This is a genomic window from Streptomyces sp. NPDC004629 (assembly GCF_042873595.1).
In the GTDB taxonomy this organism is placed as follows: Bacteria; Actinomycetota; Actinomycetes; order Streptomycetales; family Streptomycetaceae; genus Streptomyces.
The window spans coordinates 24,951-49,586 of sequence record NZ_JBIALO010000036.1 but is presented as its reverse complement, the minus strand read 5'-3'; the positions used below and the strand labels follow the sequence as shown (position 1 = coordinate 49,586).

22 protein-coding genes are annotated in these 24,636 nt (G+C 71.1%); 12 read left to right on the top strand and 10 right to left on the bottom strand.

Annotated elements, in window-relative coordinates; genetic code table 11:
• Positions 1-155 precede the first annotated feature (155 nt).
• From ACFYTE_RS36165 to ACFYTE_RS36155, 3 genes are all read left to right on the top strand, one after another.
• A complete protein-coding gene (locus ACFYTE_RS36165; protein WP_388719825.1) occupies positions 156-797 on the top strand; it encodes a PadR family transcriptional regulator in 642 nt (213 codons plus the stop codon).
• 75 nt (positions 798-872) lie between these two features.
• On the top strand, positions 873-1,838 hold the full coding sequence (locus ACFYTE_RS36160) for an ATP-binding cassette domain-containing protein (protein WP_388719821.1): 966 nt from the start codon (positions 873-875) through the stop codon (positions 1,836-1,838).
• Positions 1,835-2,587 carry an ABC transporter permease gene (locus ACFYTE_RS36155; protein ID WP_388719818.1) on the top strand — a complete coding sequence of 251 codons (753 nt, stop codon included), beginning with the start codon at positions 1,835-1,837 and terminating at the stop codon, positions 2,585-2,587. The genes ACFYTE_RS36160 and ACFYTE_RS36155 overlap by 4 nt, the downstream gene beginning before the upstream one ends.
• Before the next feature lie 196 nt (positions 2,588-2,783).
• Here the strand turns inward: ACFYTE_RS36155 and ACFYTE_RS36150 are convergent, their stop codons facing one another.
• Positions 2,784-4,196 carry a glutamate decarboxylase gene (locus ACFYTE_RS36150; RefSeq protein WP_388719815.1) on the bottom strand — a complete coding sequence of 471 codons (1,413 nt, stop codon included), beginning with the start codon at positions 4,194-4,196 and terminating at the stop codon, positions 2,784-2,786.
• Between the two features lie 36 nt (positions 4,197-4,232).
• Positions 4,233-5,516 (bottom strand): ion channel protein, encoded by a 1,284-nt coding sequence (locus tag ACFYTE_RS36145; RefSeq protein WP_388719812.1) that lies wholly within the window; start codon positions 5,514-5,516, stop codon positions 4,233-4,235.
• A gap of 110 nt (positions 5,517-5,626) precedes the next feature.
• Here ACFYTE_RS36145 and ACFYTE_RS36140 point away from each other — a divergent pair, with 110 nt between their 5' ends.
• Both ACFYTE_RS36140 and ACFYTE_RS36135 read left to right on the top strand, forming a co-directional pair.
• Entirely contained in the window at positions 5,627-6,388 is a 762-nt protein-coding gene (locus ACFYTE_RS36140) for a MerR family transcriptional regulator (RefSeq protein ID WP_388719809.1), read from the top strand.
• 181 nt (positions 6,389-6,569) lie between these two features.
• Entirely contained in the window at positions 6,570-7,541 is a 972-nt protein-coding gene (locus tag ACFYTE_RS36135; RefSeq protein WP_388719807.1) for a DedA family protein, read from the top strand.
• Between the two features lie 49 nt (positions 7,542-7,590).
• Here ACFYTE_RS36135 and ACFYTE_RS36130 read toward each other — a convergent pair whose 3' ends face one another.
• Both ACFYTE_RS36130 and ACFYTE_RS36125 read right to left on the bottom strand, forming a co-directional pair.
• Positions 7,591-9,252, bottom strand: a complete 1,662-nt coding sequence (locus tag ACFYTE_RS36130) for a threonine/serine exporter ThrE family protein (RefSeq protein WP_388719804.1) — start codon at positions 9,250-9,252, stop codon at positions 7,591-7,593.
• A 105-nt stretch (positions 9,253-9,357) separates the two neighbouring features.
• Entirely contained in the window at positions 9,358-9,849 is a 492-nt protein-coding gene (locus ACFYTE_RS36125; protein ID WP_351736096.1) for an inorganic diphosphatase, read from the bottom strand.
• Positions 9,850-9,934: 85 nt separating this feature from the next.
• Between ACFYTE_RS36125 and dacB the strand changes: the two genes are divergently transcribed.
• The 6 genes from dacB to folE all read left to right on the top strand — a co-directional run bounded on the left by dacB (position 9,935) and on the right by folE (position 17,931).
• Positions 9,935-11,557 (top strand): D-alanyl-D-alanine carboxypeptidase/D-alanyl-D-alanine-endopeptidase, encoded by a 1,623-nt coding sequence (dacB, locus tag ACFYTE_RS36120; protein WP_388719801.1) that lies wholly within the window; start codon positions 9,935-9,937, stop codon positions 11,555-11,557.
• A 389-nt stretch (positions 11,558-11,946) separates the two neighbouring features.
• The gene (locus ACFYTE_RS36115) at positions 11,947-13,080 is read left to right on the top strand and encodes a zinc-dependent metalloprotease (RefSeq protein WP_388719798.1); all 1,134 of its coding nucleotides are present in this window, start codon (positions 11,947-11,949) and stop codon (positions 13,078-13,080) included.
• A gap of 194 nt (positions 13,081-13,274) precedes the next feature.
• Positions 13,275-14,342 (top strand): tRNA lysidine(34) synthetase TilS, encoded by a 1,068-nt coding sequence (gene tilS, locus ACFYTE_RS36110; protein WP_388719795.1) that lies wholly within the window; start codon positions 13,275-13,277, stop codon positions 14,340-14,342.
• A 64-nt stretch (positions 14,343-14,406) separates the two neighbouring features.
• A complete protein-coding gene (gene hpt, locus ACFYTE_RS36105; protein WP_351736104.1) occupies positions 14,407-14,967 on the top strand; it encodes a hypoxanthine phosphoribosyltransferase in 561 nt (186 codons plus the stop codon).
• 186 nt (positions 14,968-15,153) lie between these two features.
• Entirely contained in the window at positions 15,154-17,193 is a 2,040-nt protein-coding gene (gene ftsH / locus ACFYTE_RS36100) for an ATP-dependent zinc metalloprotease FtsH (protein WP_388719926.1), read from the top strand.
• A gap of 132 nt (positions 17,194-17,325) precedes the next feature.
• Positions 17,326-17,931 (top strand): GTP cyclohydrolase I FolE, encoded by a 606-nt coding sequence (folE, locus tag ACFYTE_RS36095; protein WP_388719791.1) that lies wholly within the window; start codon positions 17,326-17,328, stop codon positions 17,929-17,931.
• Positions 17,932-17,961: 30 nt separating this feature from the next.
• On the opposite strand, the gene ACFYTE_RS36090 is transcribed toward folE, so the two are convergent.
• The 6 genes from ACFYTE_RS36090 to ACFYTE_RS36065 all read right to left on the bottom strand — a co-directional run bounded on the left by ACFYTE_RS36090 (position 17,962) and on the right by ACFYTE_RS36065 (position 23,161).
• On the bottom strand, positions 17,962-18,450 hold the full coding sequence (locus tag ACFYTE_RS36090; RefSeq protein ID WP_388719788.1) for a DUF3180 domain-containing protein: 489 nt from the start codon (positions 18,448-18,450) through the stop codon (positions 17,962-17,964).
• Between the two features lie 82 nt (positions 18,451-18,532).
• Entirely contained in the window at positions 18,533-19,144 is a 612-nt protein-coding gene (gene folK / locus ACFYTE_RS36085) for a 2-amino-4-hydroxy-6-hydroxymethyldihydropteridine diphosphokinase (protein WP_388719785.1), read from the bottom strand.
• Positions 19,141-19,500 carry a dihydroneopterin aldolase gene (gene folB / locus ACFYTE_RS36080; protein ID WP_388719782.1) on the bottom strand — a complete coding sequence of 120 codons (360 nt, stop codon included), beginning with the start codon at positions 19,498-19,500 and terminating at the stop codon, positions 19,141-19,143. Before folB ends, folK begins: the two co-directional genes overlap by 4 nt.
• Before the next feature lie 248 nt (positions 19,501-19,748).
• Positions 19,749-20,252 carry a nuclear transport factor 2 family protein gene (locus ACFYTE_RS36075; protein WP_388719779.1) on the bottom strand — a complete coding sequence of 168 codons (504 nt, stop codon included), beginning with the start codon at positions 20,250-20,252 and terminating at the stop codon, positions 19,749-19,751.
• Positions 20,249-21,175, bottom strand: a complete 927-nt coding sequence (gene folP, locus ACFYTE_RS36070; RefSeq protein WP_388719776.1) for a dihydropteroate synthase — start codon at positions 21,173-21,175, stop codon at positions 20,249-20,251. Before folP ends, ACFYTE_RS36075 begins: the two co-directional genes overlap by 4 nt.
• A gap of 120 nt (positions 21,176-21,295) precedes the next feature.
• Complete coding sequence (locus ACFYTE_RS36065; RefSeq protein WP_388719773.1) at positions 21,296-23,161, bottom strand: phosphatidylglycerol lysyltransferase domain-containing protein; 1,866 nt, start codon at positions 23,159-23,161, stop codon at positions 21,296-21,298.
• Positions 23,162-23,393: 232 nt separating this feature from the next.
• On the opposite strand from ACFYTE_RS36065, the gene ACFYTE_RS36060 reads away from it, so the two are divergent.
• Complete coding sequence (locus ACFYTE_RS36060; protein ID WP_388719770.1) at positions 23,394-24,518, top strand: alpha/beta hydrolase; 1,125 nt, start codon at positions 23,394-23,396, stop codon at positions 24,516-24,518.
• Positions 24,519-24,636: the final 118 nt, after the last annotated feature.

The following is a 24,636-nucleotide window of genomic DNA, read 5'->3' as shown; positions in this document are numbered from 1 at the left end:
TCGGCGGCTGCCGGTGTCTGCGAGCGGGCGCCTCTCATGGGCGGGCGGCTTTGGCGGGTTGGCGGTGCCCGCACGCGGGGCGGTTTCTGTGCGTGGGGCGGTTTCTGTATGCGGGGCGCGTGGCCTGGTGATCTGGGGGTCATAACCTGGTTCGCATGTCAGCGATCCGTCTTCTCGTGTTGGGCGCCGTCCGCCAGCACGGGCGGGCCCACGGGTATCAGGTGCGCAACGACCTGGAGTACTGGGGCGCGCACGAGTGGTCCAACGCCAAGCCAGGCTCGATCTACCACGCCCTGAAGCAGATGGCCAAGCAGGGCCTGCTGCGCGCGCACGAGATCGCGCCGTCCACCGCCGGCGGCCCGCCGCGCACGGAGTACGAGATTACCGAGGCGGGCACCGAGGAGTACTTCCGGCTGGTGCGCGAGGCGCTGACCTCGTACGACCAGCGGATGGACGTCAAGTCGGCCGCCATCGGCTTCATCGTCGACCTGCCGCGGACCGAGGCGGTGGCGCTGCTGAAGGAGCGGATCCGGCGGATCGAGGAGTGGCGCTCCGCCGTCACCGAGGACTATGTGCCCGAGGAGGGTCCGGGGCAGTACGGACACATCGGCGAGATCATGAACCTCTGGCTCCACACGGCCGACGCGGAGGCCGAGTGGACGCGGGGGCTGATCGAGCGCATCGAGGCGGGCGCGTACACGTTCGCGGGGGAGGGCGCCCAGTTCATCGGGGTGCTCGGGGACGGCGAGCGGAACCCGTACGCGACGGGTGAGCCGCATCCCGGGGACAACCGCTAATCAAGTTTGACCAATCGGGTGGGGAGGAGTTAACTTCGGGTCTAGTAGTCAAGTTTGACTAACGAGGGAGCGGCAGTGACCGAAGCGGCGATCAGCGTCGACGCGGCACGCAAGACATACGGCGGCAGACCCGCGCTGGACGGGCTCGACCTCACGGTCGCCCGCGGCACGGTGCACGGGATCCTCGGCCCCAACGGCGCGGGCAAGACGACCCTGGTCCGGATCCTGTCCACCCTGCTCAGGCCCGACGGCGGCCGGATCGAGGTGGCCGGGCACGACGTGCTGACCCGGGCCCCAGCGGTGCGCCGCCGGATCGGGCTGCTGGGCCAGCACGCGGCCCTCGACGAGGAGCTGAGCGGCCGGCAGAACCTGGAGATGTTCGGCCGCCTCCACCACCTGGGCGCCCGCCACGCGCGCGTGCGTGCCGGCGAACTCCTGGAGCGATTCGGCCTCGCCGACACCGGCCGCCGGCCGGTCCGCGCCTACAGCGGCGGCATGCGCCGCCGTCTCGACCTCGCCGCCTCCCTGATCACCGAGCCCGACGTGCTGTTCCTGGACGAGCCGACCACCGGCCTCGACCCGCGGGGCCGGACCGAGGTGTGGACCTCGGTCCGCTCCCTGGTCGGCGGCGGTACGACGGTCCTGCTCACCACCCAGTACCTGGAGGAGGCCGACCAACTCGCCGACCGCATCTCGGTCGTCGACCACGGCCGGGTCGTCGCCGACGGCACCGCCGACGAACTGAAGGCACTCACCGGCGGCGACCGCATCGACGTCGTGCTGCGCGACGCCGGCCAACTGGACGCGGCGCTCGCCCTGTTGCCGCTGCGCGCCGCGGACGTCACCGTCGACACCGACCGCCGGCTGCTCAGCGCCCCGGTCACCGACCGGATGGCGGCGCTCTCCGGGGTCGTACGGGCCCTTGAGGGCTCGGGTATCGAGGCGGCGGACATCGCCTTGCGCCGGCCGACCCTGGACGAGGTGTTCCTGCACCTGACGGGGCGCAAGGACCGTACCGACCGGACCAAGGAGACCGTGTGAGCAGCCACGCCCTGACCGACTCATGGGCCATGACCCGCCGCGAACTCGCCCACTGGGCACGGCAGCCCGGGTCGTTGCTCGTCGCCCTGCTCTTCCCCGTGATGCTGCTGCTGATGTTCGGCTACCTGGTCGGCGGCGGCCGGGGCGTGCGCGGCGACTACGTCGACTACCTGGTGCCCGGCATGCTCGCGCTCACCATGGCCTTCGGGCTTGAGGGCACGATGCTTGCCGTCACCCAGGACCTCAACAAGGGCGTCATCGACCGCTTCCGCGCCATGCCGATGGCCAACGGGGCGGTGCTGGTGGGCCGTTCGGCCGCCGACATGCTCCAGTCGGCGGCCGGGCTCGTGCTGATGGCCGGGGTGGCCGGCGCGGTGGGCTGGCGGCCGCACGGCGGGGCGGGGGCCTTCCTCGCGGCCTTCGGCCTGTTGCTGCTCTTCCGCTTCGCGATGCTGTGGATCGGCATCTACCTCGCCCTGGTCGCCGGCCGGCCGGAGCTGGTCCAGGCCGTGCAGATCCTCGTCTGGCCGGTCGGCTTCCTGTCCAACGCCTTCGCCACGCCCGACGCCATGCCCGGCTGGCTGGGCACGGCCGTCCAGTGGAACCCGCTGTCCCACACCGCCACCGCCGTACGGGAGTTGCTCGGCGGGCAGGGGGGAGCGGGCGGGCAGATCTGGGCCGCGGTGATCTGGCCGGTCGCGCTGCTCGCGGTGTTCTTTCCGCTGGCGGTGCGGAAGTTCGCCCGCTAGGGCTCCGCCGGGTTGGCCGGTTTTCGTCTGCGGCGCCGTTGGGGCTTGGGGTGTGGTGGGTTGTCGGTTGGCTGCGGGTTTGTTGTGGCTGGTCGCGCAGTTCCCCGCGCCCCTTCGGGGCACGGTCCCCGTTGTGGCTGGGCGCGCCCGCGTGGCGGAGCCGCATGTTGATTCCGCCCCGCGCCCCTTCGGGGCGCTAGTGGTGGAAGCCGGTGGCTGCTTGTTTGTCCTGGGTCAGGGGGTGCGGCTGGCGGCGTAGTTCTGGCAGGAGGCGGGTCAGGTCTTCGACGAACAGGTCGGCGAGGTCGGTGGAGAAGCCGTTGCGGCACACGATCCGCAGTACGGACAGGTCCTCACGGTGCGGCGGGAAGGTGTACGCGGGAACCAGCCAGCCGCCCTCGCGCAGCCGCCGGGAGACGTCGAAGACGTCGAACGACGTCACGTCCGGTGCCGTGGTGAAGGCGAACACCGGCAGCTGGTCGCCCCGGGTCAGCAGCCGGAAGTCGCCGAGCGTCCCGATCCGTTCGGCGAGGGCGCGCGCCACGTCCCGGGTGGACTGCTGCACGGCCCGGTAGCCCTCGCGGCCCAGCCGCAGGAACGTGTAGTACTGCGCGACCACCTGCGCGCCGGGCCGGGAGAAGTTCAGCGCGAAGGTCGGCATGTCGCCGCCCAGGTAGTTGACCCGGAAGACCAGCTCTTCGGGCAGCGCCTCCTTGTCCCGCCACAGTGCCCAGCCGACACCGGGATAGACCAGGCCGTACTTGTGCCCCGAGGCGTTGATCGACGCCACTCGCGGGAGGCGGAAGTCCCACGCCAGGTCCTCGTCGAGGAACGGCGCGACCATGCCGCCCGACGCGCCGTCCACGTGCACCGGCACATCCAGGCCGGTGCGGTCCTGGAGGTCGTCCAGGGCCGCGCACAGGTCGGCGATCGGTTCGTACGATCCGTCGAAGGTGGAGCCGAGGATGCCGACGACCCCGATGGTGTTCTCGTCGCACAGCTCGGCCGCCGCCTGCGGGTCGAGGTGGTAGCGGTCGCCCTCCATCGGCACCTGGCGGGCCTCGACCTCCCAGAAGTTGCAGAACTTCTCCCAGCAGACCTGGACGTTCACGCCCATGACGAGGTTGGGGCGGACCCCGCTGGACGGGTAGCGGTCGGGGTTGCGGTGCATCCACCGCCGCTTGAGCGCCATCCCGGCCAGCATGCACGCCTCGCTTGACCCGGTCGTCGAACAGCCCACGGCGGCCGACGGGTCCGGCGCGTTCCACAGGTCGGCGAGCATCGCCACACAGCGCCGCTCCAGTTCGGCCGTGCGCGGGTACTCGTCCTTGTCGATCATGTTCTTGTCCTGGCACTCGGCCATCAGGACACCGGCCTGCGGTTCCATCCAGGTGGTGACGAAGGTGGCCAGGTTGAGCCGGGAGTTGCCGTCCAGCATCAGCTCGTCGTGCACCAGCTGGTACGCGGTCGACGGCGCGAGGGGTGCGCTCGGCAGCCGGTGGGTGGGCGGGGCCTCGGTCATGCCGCCGACCGGATTGGCCTCCCCGAAGAACGGGTTGACGGACAGCCGCCGGTGTTCGTGTTTCTGCGGACCTTCGTGCAGTGCCATGGAGGTGCCTTCCTGGGGGTCGGGGTGGCCGGCCGGTCAGCGCATCGCCGTACCGTCCGCACGCAACAGCATCTGCGGTCGCCCGGTCACCAGCAGCCAGGCCGGCAGTGAGGCGATGCACAGCAGGGCGAGGGCCGCGGGCGACGCCACGAGTACCGCGGCGGTGAACAGGCTCACCCAGGCCTGCCGGGTGATGGCCAGGAGCATGCCCAGCACGCCTGCGGCCACGCCCACCGCCGGCTGCACGGCGGGCACCAGGGCGTGGGCGCACAGGCCGAGGGCGGCGCCCACGAAGACGGTCGGGAAGATCCGGCCGCCCCGGAACCCGCAGGACGCGGCGACGAGCAGCGCGGCCAGCTTCACCACCGCCATCCCGGCGAACTGCCCGGCCGTCCAGCCCTCGGGACGGCGCGCCAGCTCACCGACCTCGTCGAGCCCCTTGAACAGCGTCAGATGGCCGCCCAGTGCGCCCAGTGCGCCCAGGACGACCCCGCCCGCCGGCAGCATCAGCATCGGGTGCCGCAGCCGTCGGAAGGCCCCGTGGACGTACGGGAAGCCGTATACGGCGCACAGGCCGAGCAGCGCGCCCGCGGCCGCGACGACGAGCGACGCGAGCACGTCGGCCAAGGCCGGGCGGCCGATCGGCGGCAGCCGCAGGTCGAAGGTCGGGTGGGCCACCAGGGTGGTCGTCAGGGCGCCCGCAGCGCCCGCCGTGAGCGGTGCGAAGACGTTGTCCCACAGCCGCCCCCTGATCGGCCGTCCGGCCAGTGCCTCCGAGATCACCAGGGCCGCCGCCACCGGCGTGCCGAACAGCGCGCCGATCGTCGCCGACTCCGCGAGCGCCGGCCACAGGCCGCCCGGCAGCCCCGGCGCCAGCCGGGTGCCCAGCCACAGCGCCAGCCCCACGTTCGCGGCGATGATCGGGTTCTCCGGGCCGAGGCTCGGCCCGCCCGCGAGCATCAGCGCGGTCGCCAGCAGCAGGCCCGGCAGCACCACCGGCGGCAGCGTGGGCGCGTCCAGGCCCAGGGTGGCCGGATCGGGCCCGGCGTGCCCCGGCACCTTCCACACCACGAGGCCGACGGCGATCCCGGTCGCGGTGAGCATGATGAAGATCCACGCCACGGAGTAACGGCCGATCCCCAGTGCGTCGGGCAGGTCCGTCCAGAGCACGCCCTGGAGCCGCTCGGCCGCCACGCTCACCCCGACGAAGAGCAGACTGGCCAGCACGCCCACCACGAGCGCGGGCAGCACCAAGGGCAGCAGGGCGCGTGCCGGGGTCGCCGGAGCGGTGGGCGCCTGCCGCGCCGTGTCCTGGGCCACGGGCTCACGATAAACGGACATAAGCGGGCGAACATCCCGAGGGATATGGGCTTGCACCTCACGTCACGTGAGGGGAGATCGTGGAGCGCGTACCGAGAGAAGGAGCGGAAGTGAGCTACTCCGTGGGACAGGTCGCCGGGTTCGCCGGGGTCACAGTGCGCACCCTGCACCACTACGACGAGATCGGCCTGCTCGTCCCGGGCGGGCGCAGCCAGGCGGGCCACCGGCGGTACAGCGACGCCGACCTCGACCGGCTGCAGCGGATCCTGTTCTACCGGGAGCTCGGCTTTCCGCTCGACGAGGTCGCGGTCCTGCTCGACGACCCGGACGCGGACCCGCGCGCGCACCTGCGCCGCCGGCATGAACTGCTGACCGCCCGGATCGAGAGGTTGCGGCGGATGGCCGAGGCCGTGGAGCACGCCATGGAGGCACGCAGAATGGGCATCAACCTCACGCCGGAGGAACGGTTCGAGGTCTTCGGGGACAAGGATCCCGAGCAGTACGCCGAGGAGGCGGAGGCGCGCTGGGGCGGCACGGACGCGTACGCCGAGTCGCAGCGCCGCGCCGCCCGCTACACCAAGGAGGACTGGAAGCGGCTGCAGGCCGAGGTCGACGACTGGAGCGAGCGGTACGGGGCGCTGGTGGACACGGGCGCGCCCCCGGCGGGCGAGCCGGCCATGGACATGGCCGAGGAGCACCGGCGGCACATCTCCCGGTGGTTCTACGAGTGCCCGCACGGCATGCACCGCTGCCTCGGTGAGATGTACGTCGCCGACGAGCGCTTCAAGGCCTTCTACGACGCGATGCGGCCGGGCCTGGCCGAGCATCTGAAGGAGGCGATCCTGGCCAACGCCGCCCGGCACACCGCGTAGACCGCACAGGGCGTCGGGGTCCGTCCGCCGGGGGCGGCGAGGCTCACCGGTTCGTCCCTTCGTACCGGCGGCGCGGCCCGGAGCCACCGGTGGAACCCGGGGCGGTCGCCTGGCGTTGATAGCTTTGTGCGGCCGCACCAGGACGCCCCCCGCCGCCCTCACCCCTCAGGAGCCCGGAACCGTGACGACGATTGCCCTCGGACCGAGCTGGCTGGACCCCAATTACCTGCTGGACACGTACAGCATCTGGGGCCTGCTCCTCATCGTCTTCGCCGAGTCCGGTCTGCTCATCGGCTTCTTCCTGCCGGGTGACTCGTTGCTGTTCACGGCCGGACTGCTGATCACCTCCGGTCAGCTGGACTTCCCGCTGTGGGGGGCCATCGCCCTGATCTGCGTCGCCGCGATCCTCGGCGACCAGGCGGGCTACATGTTCGGCAAGAAGGTCGGCCCGAGCCTCTTCAACCGCCCGGACTCCCGCCTCTTCAAGCAGGAGAACGTCACCAAGGCACACGAGTTCTTCGAGAAGTACGGCCCGAAGTCCCTGGTCCTGGCCCGCTTCGTGCCCATCGTGCGTACGTTCACGCCGATCATCGCCGGCGTCAGCGGCATGAAGTACCGCTCGTTCCTGGTCTTCAACGTCGTCGGCGGCGTCCTGTGGGGCGCGGGCGTCACGCTGCTCGGTTCCTGGCTGGGCAACATCGACTTCGTGAATGAGCACATCGAGATGATCCTCATCCTGATCGTCCTGATCTCGGTCGTGCCGATCATCATCGAGTTCCTGCGGGCCCGCTCCAAGAGCAAGGCCAACCCGCCCGCCGAGTCCACCCCGCAGCAGCCCTTCCAGCAGCAGCCCCCGGCCATGGACGACGCCACGACCCGGCTGCGCCGCATCGAGCCGGCCTACGAGCCGCAGGCCCAGCAGCAGCCCCAGCAGGCGCAGCAGCCCCAGGACCCCTACGGCAACTGGAACCAGGGCCAGGACGGCCGGGGCTACGACGACCAGGGTTACGGGAACCAGGGCTACGACAACCAGGGTTACGGGAACCAGGGTTACGGCGACCAGAACTACGGCGACCAGAACTACGGCGACGGTGGCGGCTACGGCCGGCAGCAGTACCCGTACGACTCCCGCCAGGGCAACTACCGTCCCTGACCTACGCGACGACCAGGGGTCCCGAGCCGCCGCCCGCTCGTACGGCCGCTCAAAAGCCCCTGGTCCGCTTGGCCGCCCGCCGCTTCCCGGCGGAGCCCACCCGCAGGAACAGCCGTGAGATCTCCGCGCCGAGGTTGACCCCGATCGCGATGGCCATGGCCAGGGACGCGGCCTTCGCCAGCGACACCAGCCCCTTGTCCACCTCGTTCTGCGCGATGGACAGCAGACCGAAGTAGGTGGCCGAACCCGGCAGCAGCGGCCCGATCGCGGCTGTCGTGTACGGCAGCGCGGACGCGAACCGGTAGCGCGACAGCAACTGCCCGAACAGGCCCACCAGACCGGCCGCCACCGCCGTGGAGGCGACCGGCGAGAGGTCGCCGACGTAGCGCATCGCGCCGTACACCGACCAGGCGACGCCCCCGTTGAGGGTGACGGGCAGCACCGTGGAGCGCTCCTGCTGGAGCAGCACGGCGAAGGTCAGCGACAGCAGCATCGCCGCCGCGATCTGCAGCAGCGGCCGCTTCTCGATGTTCAGCGCCGCCTCCGGGTTGAGCTGGCCGCCCACCTTCACCCCGAAGTACAGGACGACCAGCACCCCGATGACGATGCCGACGAAGAAGTACATGACCTCAAGCAGCCGCGCGGACGCGGTGATGTAGAAGCCCGTCAGGCCGTCCTGCACGCCCGCCACCAGCGCCCGCCCGGGCAGCAGCGCGAACAGCCCACCGGTGATCACGGCCGCCGCCCGCACGTCGACATGGGCCAGGGTGAGCGTCACCCCGATCGCGGCCGGCGGCATCGCGGCCACCGTGAACTGGTAGAACTCAGGCAGCCCGCGCCCCGCGCACAGCCAGGCGAGCCGGTCGCCGAGCATCGCGCCGAGGGCGGCGGCGAAGAACACGACCAGATCGCCGCCGACCAGGATGGAGGCGGCACCGGCCAGCAGCCCGCTCGCCACGGTCAGCGCCCAGCCCGGGTAGGGGTGCCGGTTGCGGCGGATCTCCGCGAGCCGCCGGTAGGCCTCCTCCAGGGAGACATGCGTCTCCGGGTCGGAGAGATCGTCCACGAGCTGGAAGACCGCCGACAGCCGCGTGTAGTCGGTGCCCCGCCTGCGTACCGTCCGCGAGGCCGTCACCGGGTCGTCCACCAGCGACGGCTGGTGGGAGATCGACAGCAGGGTGAAGGTGACGTTGGGCTCGCACCGGTCGAGCCCGTAGGAACGGCAGACCGCGAACATCGCGGCCTCCACGTCCTCGGCGTTCTCCCCGCCCGCCAGCAGCAGCTCGCCGATGCGCAGGGTCAGGTCGAGGACGCGCGGGACGGCCGGGCCGCCCTCCTCCGCCTTCGGCACCGGCTCCGGCGCCGGCCGCTCCGCCACCGGCATCCGCAGCATCGCGCGCATCCGGTCCTGCCACGGCGCGTCCTTGGTCAGGCTGACCGCCGGGACCCCGGTCGGCGGCGTGAACAGCGCCGGGGCGTGCTGGGCGCTGTAGGTGCTGGGCAGGCTGAACGCCGACCCCTCCGGCTCGGCACCCGCGGGCTGCGGTGCATCCAGGCCCTTGGGCACGGCGAACTCGGACGTCGTCTCCGACTCGACACCGGTCCTGGGGACCACGAGACCCTGGGGAACGGCGAACTCGGACGTGATCTCGGGGTCGTACGTGGTCCTCGCCTCGTCCGAGCGAGGCTTGCGGTCCTCGGCCTCCGTCACTCCTCAACGCTCCCTGAACGACACCTTCCCTCAGCCTCAGTATGCCCATGGACGCACGGACGGGCCGCACGCGTGCGCGTACGGCCCGTTTGTGCGGCAGCGGGCTCAGTGACCGCCCTGCTCCTTGGCGCGCTTGTAGGACCGCTCGATCTCCGCCTCGGCGTCCGTACGACCCACCCAGTTGGCACCCTCGACCGACTTGCCGGGCTCCAGGTCCTTGTAGACCTCGAAGAAGTGCTGGATCTCCAGGCGGTCGAACTCGGACACGTGGTGGATGTCACGCAGGTGCTCCACCCGCGGGTCGGTGGCCGGGACGCACAGCAGCTTGTCGTCGCCGCCCGCCTCGTCCGTCATGCGGAACATGCCGATCGCCCGGCAGCGGATCAGGCAGCCCGGGAACGTCGGCTCGTCCAGGATGACCAGCGCGTCCAACGGGTCGCCGTCCTCGCCGAGGGTGTTCTCGACGAAGCCGTAGTCGGTCGGGTAGGCGGTCGAGGTGAAGAGACGACGGTCCAGGCGGATACGACCGGTCTCGTGGTCCACCTCGTACTTGTTCCGCGAACCCTTCGGAATCTCGATCGTGACGTCGAACTCCACCGGTGGCTCCTCCATGATCAGCACATAGTTCTGGTGGTTAAGTGTCCCTCACGCAGGTGTGTGATCGCGAAAGGGGCTGGTGGTCATGCCAGAGCTGAGGCCGTGGCGCGCCGCGAGACCGCACATGGTGCGGATCGTGAACGCCGTACTACCACGTCTGGCAGGGGGCGCGGCGACCGCCCGGCCACGGGTCGCGCGGCTCGTACGGGCCGTGAAACCGCAGCTCACGCGGATCCCCGGGCCCGGGACAGCGCGGACCTGGCAGTTCACCGCGGGTGCCGCCACCGCCGGGCTGGCGCTGGCCGCCGGGGTGGTGACCGCCGCCGGTCCCTGGGACGCCGACGGTCAGCGTACGGCCGAGCGGGACCGGGCCGCCGCCCTGGAGCGGGCAGGTGGCGCAGATCACGGTGACGACTCCGGCACGGCCTCCGGAGTGCCCCGGCCGGCCCGGAGCGCGGCGCCCGTGCTGACCGGTCTCGGCGGCACCGCGAGCGTCGCCGACACCAAGGACACCAAGGACACCAGCGACACCACGGGCGCCGCGGGCACCGGAAAGCCCCTCGCGGACGTCCTCGGGCCGCTCCTGGACGCCCCGGCACTGGGCGGCTCCCACACGGCCGTGGTGGTGGACGCGGCGACCGGCAAACGGCTGTACGGAACCGGAGCCGACAAGGCGCTGACCCCCGCCTCCACCACGAAGATCGCCACCGCGGTCGCCGCGCTCTCCGCCCTCGGCCCCGACCACCGCCTCACCACCCGCGCCGTCCTGGAACCCGGCACCAAGAAACTCGTCCTCGTCGGCGGCGGCGACCCCACTCTCACCGCCCGGAAGAACCCCGACGGCTGGGCCGGCCTGCACACCCTCGCCACCGACACCGCGAAGGCACTGCGCGCCCGCGGCGTCCACGAGGTCACCCTCTCCTACGACACCAGCCTGTACTCCGGCCCCGACCTGCACCCCATCGGTGTGAACGACAACCTCTCCCGGGTCAGCGCCCTGATGGCCGACGAGGGCCGCGCCGACGCCACCACGAGCGGCCCGGCGCCCCGGGTGCCCGATCCGGCGGCGGGCGCGGCCCGCACCTTCGCCGACCTCCTCGGGAAGGCCGGCATCAAGACGACGGCCCCCGGCCCCGGCAAGGCCACCGGCCGGGCCACCGCCCTCGCCTCCGTCGCCTCGCCGCCGCTGTCCGCCCTGGTCGAACGCATGCTGACCGAGAGCGACAACGACATCGCCGAGGCGCTGGCCCGGCAGACCGCCGTCGCGACCGGCGGGCGGGCCGACTTCGACGGCGGCGCCCGGGCCATCGCCGCCCAGCTGACGAAGCTGGGCCTGCCGACGGCCGGGTCCGTCTTCCACGACGGCAGCGGCCTGAACCGCGACGACCGGCTGACGGCGAACCTGCTCACCGCCCTCCTGGCCAAGGCCGCCTCGCCCGCCCGGCCCGACCTGCGTCCGGTCCTCACCGGCCTCCCGGTGGCCGGCTTCACCGGCACCCTCAGCGACCGCTACGCGAACGGCGCGGCGGGTGTCGTACGGGCCAAGACGGGCACCCTCACGGGGGTCAACTCGCTGGCCGGCACCGTGGCCGACCGGGACGGCCGACTGCTGGCCTTCGCCTTCCTGGCGTCCGACACGACGAACGCCGTCGAGGCCCAGGCGGCGCTGGACGCCACGGCTTCGGCGCTGGCGGATTGCGGCTGCTGAGCGCTCCGCTGGGTGGGGCGGAGTGGGGCGTCTGTCTGGTGCGGCTGTGTTGTGGTTGTTGGGTGGGCTGTTCGCGGGTGGCTGTGTTGGTGGTCGGTGCGGCTGCGTCGTGGTTGTTCGCGCAGTTCCTCGCGCTCCTTTGGGGCGCTGGTCTGGGTGCGGTGGGTTGGGTGGTTGCTCGCGCAGTTCCCCGCGCGCCTTTGGGGCGCTTGGTCTGGTGCGGCTGGGTTGTGGTTGTTCGCGTAGTTCCTCGCGCTCCTTTGGGGCGCTGGTCTGGTGTGGCTGGGTTGGGGGTGGGTGTGTAGTTCCCCGGGCACCTTTGGGGCGTTGGGTAGGGGGCGTATCTGTATGGACTGCCTCAAGGCGGGGAGCTCACGTACCGTTGATGCATGACGAGCATCGGCGGTGCCGCTTCTTCTGGGTTGGTCGACTGGAATCTCGCGGTCGCGACCGCGACCCGGCTCGTGCGGCCGGGCCCCGAGGTGAGCCGCGACGAGGCCCGGGCCGTCGTCGCGGAGCTGCGCCGGCACGCGAAGTCCTCGGAGGCGCACGTCCGGGGCTTCACCCGTTTGGGCACCGAGGAGATCCACGACACCCCGGTCCTCGTCGTCGACCGCCCCGGCTGGGTCCGGGCGAACGTCGCCGGGTTCCGGGAGGTCCTCAAACCGCTGCTCGACAAGATGCAGGAGCGGCGCGGCAGCACCCCGGGCGGCGCGGTCCTCGGCGCGGTCGGCGGCAAGGTCACCGGCGTCGAACTCGGCATGCTGCTGTCCTTCCTGGCCTCCCGCGTCCTCGGCCAGTACGAGACCTTCGCCCCCGCCACCCGGGACCTCCCGGCGGGCGAGAACGGCGGCGGCCGACTGCTGCTGGTCGCGCCGAACATCGTCCACGTGGAGCGGGAACTCGACGTCCGGCCGCACGACTTCCGGCTGTGGGTGTGCCTGCACGAGGAGACCCACCGCACGCAGTTCTCCGCGGTGCCCTGGCTGCGCGACCATCTGGAGGGCGAGATCCAGTCGTTCCTCGCGGAGACCGACGTCGACCCCATGACCGTCCTGGAGCGTATCCGCGAGGCCGCCCAGTCGCTGGCCGGCGGGCGGCCCGAGGCCGAGGAGGACGACGGCGGCCGGTCCTTCGTGGAACTCGTGCAGACCCCGGCGCAGCGGGAGATCCTGGGCCGGCTCACCGCCGTGATGTCCCTGCTGGAGGGGCACGCCGACTTCGTGATGGACGGGGTCGGCCCGGACATCGTGCCGACCGTCGCCGAGATCCGGGAGAAGTTCCAGCAGCGCCGCGCCAAGGGCGCATCCCGGCTGGACATGGCCCTGCGCAAACTGCTCGGTCTGGATGCCAAACTCAGGCAGTACCGGGACGGCGAACGCTTCGTGCGAGCCGTCGTCGACCAGGTCGGCATGGACGGCTTCAACCGGGTGTGGACCTCCCCGAACACCCTGCCGACCAAGACGGAGATCGCCAAACCGGCGGACTGGATCGCGCGGGTGCATCGCAGGCCGGAGTCGTGAACGGTACGCGGTCGTCGTGAATGGAATCCGGTCTACGGCAGGCGAACGCCCCTTCAATCACTCGTCCGAGGGACCGTGTGCCAGGGGTAGGCGTGCAATGCTCGGGGAACGGCCCGTTTCTGTCACCATCTACACACTCTGAGTGACCGAACCTCGGGTTCAGCCCCCCGAAGACTTCATGAAGGGAACCGGACATGGGTCCCCATCCTGCGGTCGCGGCGATACGCCTGGCGGTACGCCGCGTCCTCCACGACATCCTCACCGACCACACATCCTCGACCCCGCAGGCCGCCCCACGGCGCGCGGGACCGCGCACCGGCGGCCACGGCGCCGGGCACGAGCGTTCCCCCTCCCCGCTCGTACTCGTGGCGTGCTCCGGCGGCGCCGACTCCATGGCACTCGCCTCCGCCCTCGCCTTCGAAGCCCCCAAACTCGGCATCCGCGCCGGCGGCGTCACCGTCGACCACGGTCTCCAACCCGGCTCCGGCGCCCGTGCCGATGAGGTCGTGCTGCGGCTGCGTGAGCTGGGCCTCGACCCCGTGGAGGGCGTCGCGGTGAGCGTCGGCCGCGCCGGCGGACCCGAGGCGGCCGCCCGAGATGCCCGCTACGCCGCCCTCGACGCCGCCGCCGACCGCCACGGCGCGTCCGCGATCCTGCTCGGCCACACCCGCGACGACCAGGCAGAAACCGTCCTGCTGGGGCTCGCCCGGGGGTCCGGCATCCGCTCCCTGTCCGGAATGGCCGCGGTCTCGGGGGCCGGCGGCCGTTACCGACGTCCCTTCCTCCGGCTCGACCGGCAGACCGCCCGCAAGGCCTGCATGGTCCAGTCCCTGCCGGTCTGGGACGACCCGCACAACGCGGACCCGGCGTACACCCGCTCGCGGCTCCGCCACGAGGGCCTGCCCGCCCTGGAGAAGGCCCTCGGCAAGGGCGTCGTCGAAGCCCTCGCCCGCACCGCGCAGCTGTCCCGCGACGACGCCGACGCCCTCGACGCCTGGGCCGTCCAGGCCGCGACCGCCGTGCGCGACGCCACCGGAGTCCTGGAGTGCGCCAAGCTCTACGCGCTGCCGTCCGCCGTCCGCCGCCGTGTGCTGCGCCATGCCGCCATCGAGGCCGGCGCACCGGCCGGCTCGCTGTTCGCCCGCCACATCGAGGAAGTCGACCGCCTGATCACGGGCTGGCGCGGCCAGGGAGCCATCAACCTCCCGGGCAAAGTCGTCGCCCAGCGCCAGGGTGGCAGACTGGTGATCCGGCAAGGCTGAATCTCACTCCTCTGTGCGGGGGACCGGACGGGCCGGTGCCGTAACTGCGGGACGACCGAAAGTGATGCGGGTGGACGCGAAAGACATGGGTGCCGACCTCCAGCAGGTGCTCATCACCAAGGAAGAGATCGACGCGAAGCTGGCCGAGCTGGCCGCGAAGATCGACGCGGAGTACGCGGGCAAGGACCTGTTGATCGTCGGAGTCCTCAAGGGCGCCGTGATGGTCATGGCGGACCTCGCCCGGGCACTGTCCACCCCCGTCACCATGGACTGGATGGCCGTGTCCTCCTACGGCGCGGGCACCCAGTCCTCCGGCGTCGTGCGGATCCTCAAGGACCTCGACACCGACATCAAGGGCAAGCACGTCCTCGTCGTCGAGGACATCATCGACTCCGGTCTGACCCTGTCCTGGCTGATCTCCAACCTCGGCTCCCGGGAGCCGGCCACCCTCAAGGTGTGCACGCTGCTGCGCAAGCCCGAGGCCGCGAAGGTCGCCATCGACGTGGAGTGGGTCGGCTTTGACATCCCCAACGAGTTCGTCGTCGGTTATGGGCTCGACTACGCCGAGAAGTACCGCAATCTCCCGTTCGTCGGTACGCTCGCGCCTCACGTCTACGGCGGCTGAGCCCCAGCGGGGCCATTCTCGTAAGACGATCGGGAACCCCAGCGGGTTTCGCGCCGTTGGAGCATGCAGAGACGGGAATGCCAGCCGTCCGTGCCACTTCGGGCAACAATGCTGGGGTACCGTCAGAAGAACTGTCTTATCAAACTCACTATGGCAGGAGGGACGGGGCGGCACCGCTCCGTATGGATGGACGTGAAGCGATACTTCCGTGGGCCGGTCATGTGGATCGTGCTGGCCGTCCTTGCCGTGGTCGTGTTGATGCAGGTCGTCGGCTCGTCCGGCGGCTACAAGACGGTGGACACCGGCCAGGTCGTGGCAGCGATCAACGACAACCGGGTGCAGTCGGCCAAGCTCACCACCGGTGACGAGCAGAGCGTCAAGGTCACGCTGAAGGACGGCCAGAAGGTCGACGGCAGCTCGAAGATCCAGGCGAGCTACATCGGCGACCAGGGCGTGACCATTGCCAACACGCTGCAGACCAAGTACCAGGACAAGCAGATCCCCGACGGCTACACCGTGTCGCCGTCCAAGCAGAACCCGTTCGTGGGCGTGCTGCTCTCGCTGCTGCCCTTCGTCCTGATCGTGGTCGTCTTCCTGTTCCTGATGAACCAGATGCAGGGCGGCGGCTCCCGGGTCATGAACTTCGGGAAGTCCAAGGCCAAGCTCATCACCAAGGACACCCCGAAGACGACCTTCGCCGACGTCGCGGGCTCGGACGAGGCGGTCGAGGAACTCCACGAGATCAAGGAGTTCCTCCAGGAGCCGGCCAAGTTCCAGGCCGTCGGCGCCAAGATCCCCAAGGGCGTGCTGCTCTACGGCCCGCCCGGCACCGGCAAGACGCTGCTCGCGCGTGCCGTGGCCGGCGAGGCAGGGGTTCCCTTCTACTCGATCTCCGGTTCCGACTTCGTCGAGATGTTCGTCGGTGTCGGTGCCTCCCGGGTCCGTGACCTGTTCGAGCAGGCCAAGGCCAACGCGCCCGCGATCGTCTTCGTCGACGAGATCGACGCGGTCGGCCGCCACCGCGGCGCCGGCCTCGGCGGCGGTCACGACGAGCGTGAGCAGACGCTGAACCAGCTGCTGGTCGAGATGGACGGCTTTGACGTCAAGGGCGGTGTGATCCTCATCGCCGCGACGAACCGTCCGGACATCCTCGACCCGGCCCTGCTGCGCCCCGGCCGCTTCGACCGCCAGATCGCGGTCGACCGCCCGGACATGCAGGGCCGCCTGGAGATCCTCAAGGTCCACCAGAAGGGCAAGCCGGTCGCCCCGGACGTCGACCTCTCGGCCGTCGCCCGCCGCACCCCCGGCTTCACCGGCGCCGACCTGTCGAACGTGCTGAACGAGGCGGCGCTGCTCACGGCCCGCAGCGACAGGAAGCTGATCGACAACCAGATGCTGGACGAGGCGATCGACCGTGTGGTCGCGGGCCCGCAGAAGCGGACCCGGATCATGTCGGACAAGGAGAAGAAGATCACCGCGTACCACGAGGGCGGACACGCCCTGGTCGCGGCGGCCTCACCGAACTCCGACCCGGTCCACAAGATCACCATCCTGTCCCGCGGCCGGGCGCTCGGCTACACGATGGTCCTCCCGGAGGAGGACAAGTACTCCACGACCCGCAACGAGATGCTGGACCAGCTCGCCTACATGCTGGGCGGTCGCGCGGCCGAGGAACTGGTCTTCCACGACCCGACCACGGGCGCCGCGAACGACATCGAGAAGGCCACCACCACCGCCCGCGCGATGGTCACCCAGTACGGCATGACCGAGCGGCTGGGCGCGATCAAGTTCGGCGGCGACAACACCGAGCCCTTCCTCGGACGTGAGATGGCCCACCAGCGCGACTACTCGGAAGAGGTCGCCGCCCTGGTGGACGAGGAAGTCAAGAAGCTCATCGAGAACGCGCACAACGAGGCCTGGGAGATCCTGGTCGAGAACCGCGACGTCCTCGACAACCTGGTGCTGGCCCTCCTGGAGAAGGAGACGCTGGGCAAGGAGGAGATCGCCGAGATCTTCGCGCCGATCGTCAAGCGGCCGCCGCGGCCCGCCTGGACCGGCTCCTCCCGGCGTACGCCGTCCACCCGCCCGCCGGTGCTCTCCCCCAAGGAGCTGGCACTGACCAACGGGGCGAACGGCGCGACGCCGGCGATCAGCACGGCCAAGTCGACGGCGGCGGAGTCCGCCCCGGTGGCCGAGCCGACCCCGGAGGACCGCCCGGAGAGCTGATCCCCCCGCCGGCGGTGTGGCCCCGGTGGCCACACCAACCCCGGAATGAATGCCGCGCCCCCCACGGTTCTAGCCTTGGGGGGCGCGGCATTTGCGCATGTCCGCACGTGAGCGATAGGAACGAGGCACCCAATGACCGACCCCGTGACCTTGGACGGCGAGGGAACCGTCGGCGAGTTCGACGAGAAACGCGCCGAGAACGCCGTACGTGAACTCCTCATCGCGGTCGGCGAAGACCCGGACCGCGAGGGCCTCAGGGAGACACCGGCACGGGTGGCACGGGCCTATCGCGAACTGCTGGCAGGGCTGCAGCAGGAGCCCGAGGATGTTCTGACGACGACGTTCGACCTGGGCCATGACGAGATGGTCCTGGTGAAGGACATCGAGATCGTGTCGCTCTGCGAACATCATCTGCTGCCGTTTCACGGCGTGGCGCACGTCGGGTACATTCCGGCAGAAAGCGGCAAGATCACCGGTTTGTCGAAGCTGGCCCGCCTCGTTGAGGTGTTTGCGCGTCGGCTGCAGGTGCAGGAACGACTCACCACGCAGATCGCCGACTCCCTCATGCGGATCCTTGAGGCCCGGGGCGTGATCGTCGTCGTCGAGGCGGAGCATATGTGCATGTCCGTGCGCGGCATCCGCAAGCCCGGCGCCAAGACGACGACGTCGGCCGTGCGCGGTCAGCTCAGGGACGCCACGACCCGCGCCGAGGCCATGAGCCTGATACTGGCCCGCTGAACGGCCCACCCCCGTCCCGGGACGGTCGCGTCAGGCCACCGGTTCCGCGCCCGAGTTGTCGTGGTCGTCGTCTTCGGGGAGCTTGCAGACGCGTTCCAGGAAGAGGGCCGCCGCTATGACGGCGATGCCGGCCAGGACGCAGAAGCCGGCATAGAAGGCCTGGTCGCGGCGGGCGGGAATGTCGAGGATCTCCAGGAGGAAGACGCCCGTGCCGCCGTACATCCCGGCGACGAATGCGGCGACCAGGGCGCTGGCCTGGCCGAAGACGACCGCGCGGGCGGCCATCAGCGGGTCGACGCCCTTGGCACCGGGACGCCGTTCCCGCTGGGCCTTGAGGCGGGCGCGCAGCGACAGCGCCGTGGACAGCAGAACCGCCGCGATCAGGGCGAGGACGATGGGGGCGGCCAGCGGCACGCTCGGCAGCGTCCCCACCGAGTTCCACAGGCGGGCGCCCGCCCAGGACAGCACTCCGGCGACGACGAACACGCCGACCAGCACCCTGATGCGCAGCTCTCTCACGGCGTTCGTTCAGCTCCCCCGGACGTGGTCGTGGGCGGCCCACCTCAGTGTGTCCGTCCCGTGGTCGTCTCGACCTTAACGACTACTCGGGCAGTCGGAGTTCCAGGTCCGGGCGCGCTTCGATGCCGCTGCGGGTGACGGCGCCGAGGAGGTCGGCGACGGCGCCGCGGCCGGGGAGCTTGGCGTCGGGGTCCAGATCGTGCCAGGGCGCCAGCACGAAGGCGCGTTCGTGGGCGCGCGGGTGAGGCAGGGTGAGCTGCGGGTCGGCGGAGACGATGTCGGCGTACGCCACGATGTCCACGTCGAGGGTGCGCGGGCCCCAGTGCTCGTCCCGCACTCGGTGGAAGGCCTCCTCGACCGCGTGCGCCCGCTCCAGCAGGGAGGACGGCGGGAGGGTGGTCTTCAGCACCACCACCGCGTTGAAGTATGAGGGCTGGCTGCCGGGCTGCACGCCCCACGGCTCGGTCTCGTACACCGGCGAGACCGCCTTGATGCGGACGCCCGGGGTGTCCTCCAGGGCGTCGACGGCGCCTTGAAGGGTCTCCAGACGGTTGCCGAGGTTGGAGCCGAGGGAGATCACCGCGCGTTTGGGGTTCTGCAGGGTGGTGTCGGCGGCGTCGACCTGCTCGACGACGGAGGCGGGCACCGGCTGTACGGTCGGGTCGCTCGGACCGTGCGTGAAGAATGCGGTCATACTCGGCTCCGGGTGATGGTGACGGTCACGTCGTCGAAGGGAACCGTGATCGGCGCGTCCGGTTTGTGGACGCAGACCTCGATCTCCTCGACCCCTGCGTGCTTCAGGCAGGTCTGGGCGATGCGCTCGGCCAGGGTCTCGATCAGGTTCACCGGTTCGCCCTCGACCACGGCCACGACCTCCTCGGCCACGATGCCGTAGTGCACGGTCTTCGCCAGATCGTCGTCGGCGGCGGCCGGCCGGGTGTCCAGGCCGAGGACCAGGTCCACGATGAAGGTCTGGCCCTCCTCGCGTTCCCTGGGGAACACACCGTGGTGCCCGCGGGCCTTCAGGCCGCGCAACGCGACACGATCCACGCGAATCACTCCTGCAATCGTCGGTGACGGCCGGTCCGTACCGAGTGCGGGCGGCACTCCGGCCTCACCCGAATCTACCTGCGGGCACTGACAGCACCGGGCCACGGGGGTGTGCGCCCGGCCGGGAACCGGGAGGTTTCACCGCATGTTTCCCCTGGGGAACCCGGCGGCTCACGGGCCGGTGGCCCGACCTGCCCGCCGGTTCGTGATTCCGGCCACTTCTCGGTCCCTGGCAGGCCCCTACCCGCTCAGGCCGGTGAGGCGTCGTCCTCGTCCTCGTCGTTTTCGGCCAGAACCGGTGAGGCGTGGTGTGACCAGAGCTTCCAGCCGTCGGATGTGCGCCGGAACACATTCGTGGCGACGACGAGTTGGCCGACCAGGGGGCCCAGCTCCGCGCCGGCCTCGGGGGCGGGACCGCCGCTGAGGATGTTCTCGGTGCAGGTGACCAGGGCGGTGTCACCGGTGACGGAGACATGCACGTCCGTGAGGAAGAACTGGATGTAGTCGGTGTTCGCCATGATCAGCGCGTACGACCTGAGGACCTCGCCGCGGCCGGTGAGCACCGGCCAGCCCGGGTGCACGCAGGAGACCACGCCGGTGTCCGCCGGGTCGTGGTACTCCTCGTCGACACCCAGGTCGGACGGGGCGAGCCAGAGCGAGGACAACTCTTCGAAGTCGCCTCGTTCCAGCGCCTCGTAGAAGGCGGCGTTGGCCTGTTCGACGTGTTCGACGTCCGTGTGGGCGGCGCTCACCGGGCGTCACCGGGACCGTGTGCGCCGTTCGCGCCCGGCGCGCTTCCCGTCGGATTCGCTGGCGTGCGCGCTCCCTCCACGGCGCGCGCCACCCGTACGGCGTCCGCCGTGGCGCGTACCTCGTGGACGCGTACGGCCCAGGCGCCGGCCTGTGCGGCGAGCGCGGAGACGGCGGCCGTGGCGGCGTCGCGCTCCCGGGCGGGCGGCGGGGACCCGGCCGGGCCCGCCAGGACCCGGCCGAGGAACCGTTTGCGGGAGGCGGCCACGAGCAGGGGGTGGCCAAGGGTGTGCAGGCGGTCGAGGTGGGCGAGGAGGGTGAGGTCGTGCTCGGCCTCCTTGGAGAAGCCGAGGCCCGGGTCGACGACGATGCGGTCGGCGGCGACGCCGCCCGCCAGGACGGCCTCCACACGCGCGTGCATCTCGTCGACGACTTCGGTGACGACGTCCTCGTACACGCCGGGGACGTTGCCGCCGTGCAGGAAGCCGCGCCAGTGCATGACGACGAAGGGCGCGTCCGCCGCGGCCACCACCGGGATCATCGCGGGGTCGGCGAGCCCGCCGCTGACGTCGTTGACGAGCGTGGCGCCGACCGCGAGGGACTGCTCGGCGACCGAGGCGCGCATGGTGTCGACGGAGACGGTGACGCCCTCGGCGGCGAGGCCGCGCACGACCGGGACGACGCGCCTCAGCTCCTCGGCCTCGTCGACGCGGGGGGCGCCCGGGCGGGTGGACTCGCCGCCGACGTCGATCAGGTCGGCCCCCTCGGCGACCAGGTCGAGGCCGTGTTTGACGGCGGCGGTCGTGTCGAAGTAGCGGCCGCCGTCGGAGAAGGAGTCGGGGGTTACGTTCACGACGCCCATGACCGCGCAGCGGTCCCATGCCGGAAGGCCCGCCACTCGGCCGCGCCCGCTCTGGTTGCTCATACGTTCAGCGTAGGCCCCGGGCGGGACGGACCGGCTCGTCGGCCGGGGCCGACGCGGCCGGGTCGGCGGGCCCCGGCAGGAGTCGGACCCCCGGCCGTGGAGGTCGGGAGCCGGTGTGGGTCAGGCGGCTCGTATGTCGCGTTCCCCGAGGCCGTGGGCGCACGGGTGGGCGGCGGGCGAGCGGCGTCGCAGGAAGCGGGGCAGCGGCAGGGCGAGGTCGACGAAGCCCTCCGCCTGCATGGCGGCGAAGCCGATGCGGGGCAGATCGCCGGAAGCGCGGTAGACGACGAACCGCGGCTCCCAGCGGGGCCGGAACTTGGCGTTGAACTTGTACAGCGACTCGATCTGGAACCACCGCGAGAGGAAGACCAGCAGCCCGCGCCAGGCGCGCAGCACCGGGCCTGCGCCGATCTTCTCGCCGCGGGCCAGGGCCGAGCGGAACATCGCGAAGTTGAGCGAGATCCGTGTGATGCCGAACTTCGGCGCCGCCTGGAGCGCGGCGACGATCAGCAGTTCGTTCATGCCGGGGTCGGCCGCGCGGTCGCGGCGCATCAGGTCCAGGGACACGCCGTCGTCGCCCCAGGGCACGAAGTGCAGGATGGCCTTCAGGTCGCCGTACGGGCCCGGCTGGTCCTCGGCCCGGCCGTCGCCCGCCGGGGCCCGGCCAGGGGCGCCGGCCGCCGCCCCGTCGACCCGGTGGGCGGTGGCGATCAGGCAGTCGCCGTCGGCCGGGTCGCCGATGCGGCCGAGCGCCATGGAGAAGCCGCGCTCGGTGTCGGTGCCGCGCCAGTCCTCCGCGGCCCGCCGGATGCGTTCGAGTTCGCCTTCGCCGAGGTCACGGATGCGCCGTACCCGGGTTTCGTAACCGGCTCGTTCGATGCGCTTGACCATCTGCCGGACGTTGCGCATCGCGCGTCCGGCGAGCGAGAAATCCGCGACGTCCACCACCGCCTCGTCGCCGAGTTCGAGCGCGTCCAGGCCGGTCTCCCGGGTCCAGACCTCGCCGCCGGTCTCCGAACAGCCCATCACGGCGGGCGTCCAGGAGTGCGCCCTGGCCTCGTCCATGAAGCGCTCGATGGCGCCGGGCCAGGCCTCGACGTCGCCGATCGGGTCGCCGCTGGCGAGCATCACGCCGGAGACGACGCGGTAGGTCACGGCCGCCTTGCCGCTGGGCGAGAACACGACCGCCTTGTCGCGGCGCAGCGCGAAGTGCCCGAGGGAGTCGCGCCCGCCGTGCTGGGCGAGGAGGGCGCGCAGCCTGGCCTCGTCCTCCTCCGTCAGCCGCGCGGCCGGGTGTTCGGGGCGGAAGGCGAGGTAGATGGTGGTGACCGCGGTGAGCAGGCCGAGGGCGCCGAGTGAGAAGGCGACCGTCCAGGAGGTGCTGCCCCGGTAGTTGACCGGTCCCTCGATGCCGAACAGGCCGTACAGGACGTGGGTGAGACGGTCGGCCACGCTCGGGTCGCCGATCGTGCGCTTCGGGTGGACGCTGACGATGACCAGCCCGAGGGCGAGCGAACCGGCGCCCATGAGGACGAAGTTGGCGAGCGCCCGCCACCGGCTGCGCGGATCGGGCAGGGCCGCGAACTCGCCGCGGTGGCGCAGCAGCGGTACGAGCAGGGCCAGCGAGATGAGCGCCCCGATGACCGAGTGCCGGTACGCGAACTGTGCGACCGCGCCCGCCGGCAGCAGGGCGACCGCGGCCCGCCAGGCCCGTCGCTTGCGCCGTTTGAGACCGTGCGCGAGCAACAGCAACAGCACGCCGGTGCTGAGTGAGAGTGCGGCGGCGAACGGGCCGAGCGCGCCGGGCAGCACCTCGGCGAGCGCGTGCATACGGCTGTGCCTGAAGCGGGGGAAGACGCCCGCGGCGATGTCCAGGACGCCCACGAGGGCGCTCGCCCGGCCGGTCAGGGCGGGGACGGCCTCGGGGCGCGGGCCGCGGAGTATCCGGCGCGCCACGCTTGCTCGACTCGGAACCTTGCCCGACATATCCCCATCTATCCTGACAGACACATCGCATCCCGTAGTTCTGCGAGAGACCTTCGACCCGGTGCCGATTCGGGCATCCGGCGACATTGCGCCCTCTAGGACGGTGTCCAGGGGGGAGAGGTTCATTGCTCACCGGAAAGCCGGTTCAAAGGCCACGGAAAGCCCAGGGCAAGCCCCACGCGGCGCACGCGTCGGCGGGCCGTGGGCGGAAAGCGCAGGCAGGAAACAGCCCATGGGTCTGACGAGCGACAAAGTGCTGGCACTGGCGGTCGGGTTCGCCGTACTCCTGTTCGCCGGCACGGTGTGGGTGTGGCCGCGGCTGGCCCGCACGACCTGGCGGGCCGTCAGCGGCCGGATCGCCCTGCTCCTGGCCACCCAGGTGGCGCTGTTCGCCTCCTTGGGCATCGGCGCCAACCAGGCGTTCGGCTTCTACGCCGGCTGGGCGGACCTGTTCGGCCAGGAGACCGACCAGGGCGTCGTCGTCGACCACGCAGCCGGCGGCGCCCAGGGCCCGCTCCGGGTGGTCGGCACCGCGCGCGTGCCGGGGGTCGGCGGCTCGCTGCCGCAGACCGCCGGGGAGGTGCAGCGGGTCTACGTCGTGGGGCGTACGACCCGCATCGCCACACCCGCGTACGTGTATCTGCCGCCCGAGTACTTCCAGCCGCGCTACCGCACGCGTACGTTCCCTGCGGCCGTCGTCCTCACCGGGTACCCCGGTACGGCGCGCGCTCTGGTGGACAAGCTGCACTACCCGCGTACCGCACAGCAACTCGCCAAGGACGGGCGCATGCGGCCGATGATCCTGGTGATGCTGCGGCCGACGGTGGCGCCGCCGCGCGACACGGAGTGCGTGGACGTCCCGGGCGGCCCGCGCACCGAGACGTTCTTCGCCCGGGACCTGCCCGATGCCGTGCTCGCCCACTACCGGGTGGGCGGAAAACCGGGCAGTTGGGGAATCGTCGGTGATTCCACCGGCGGTTACTGCGCCCTGAAGCTCGCAATGCACCATCCGGATGTGTATGCGGCGGGCGCGGGCCTGTCCCCGTACTACAAGGCGCCTGCCGATCCCACCACCGGCGATCTCTTCCACGGCGACAAGAACCTGCGCAAACGCGCCGATCTGCGCTGGTTCCTCGATCACGAGGCCGCGCCGGACACCTCACTGCTCGTCAGCAGCAGCAAGGCCGGCGAGTCCAACTACAAGGCCACGCTGGAATTCATCAACCGGGTGGTGGCCACGCGCCGGACCCGGATCTCGTCGATCATCCTCGACAGCGGCGGACACAACTTCAACACTTGGCGGCGCGAGATCCCGGGAACGTTGCAGTGGCTGAGCCGGAGATTGACCGACCACTGAAAACGATCTTGATGAATTCGGTGGCCCGGTTCGTCGACGCCGTTCCCTATGTTGCGAGAAGGCTTCGGTATGGCTGTGTTTTTACGGGCCGGGCCACCACGATTCGCCTACGCGCGGT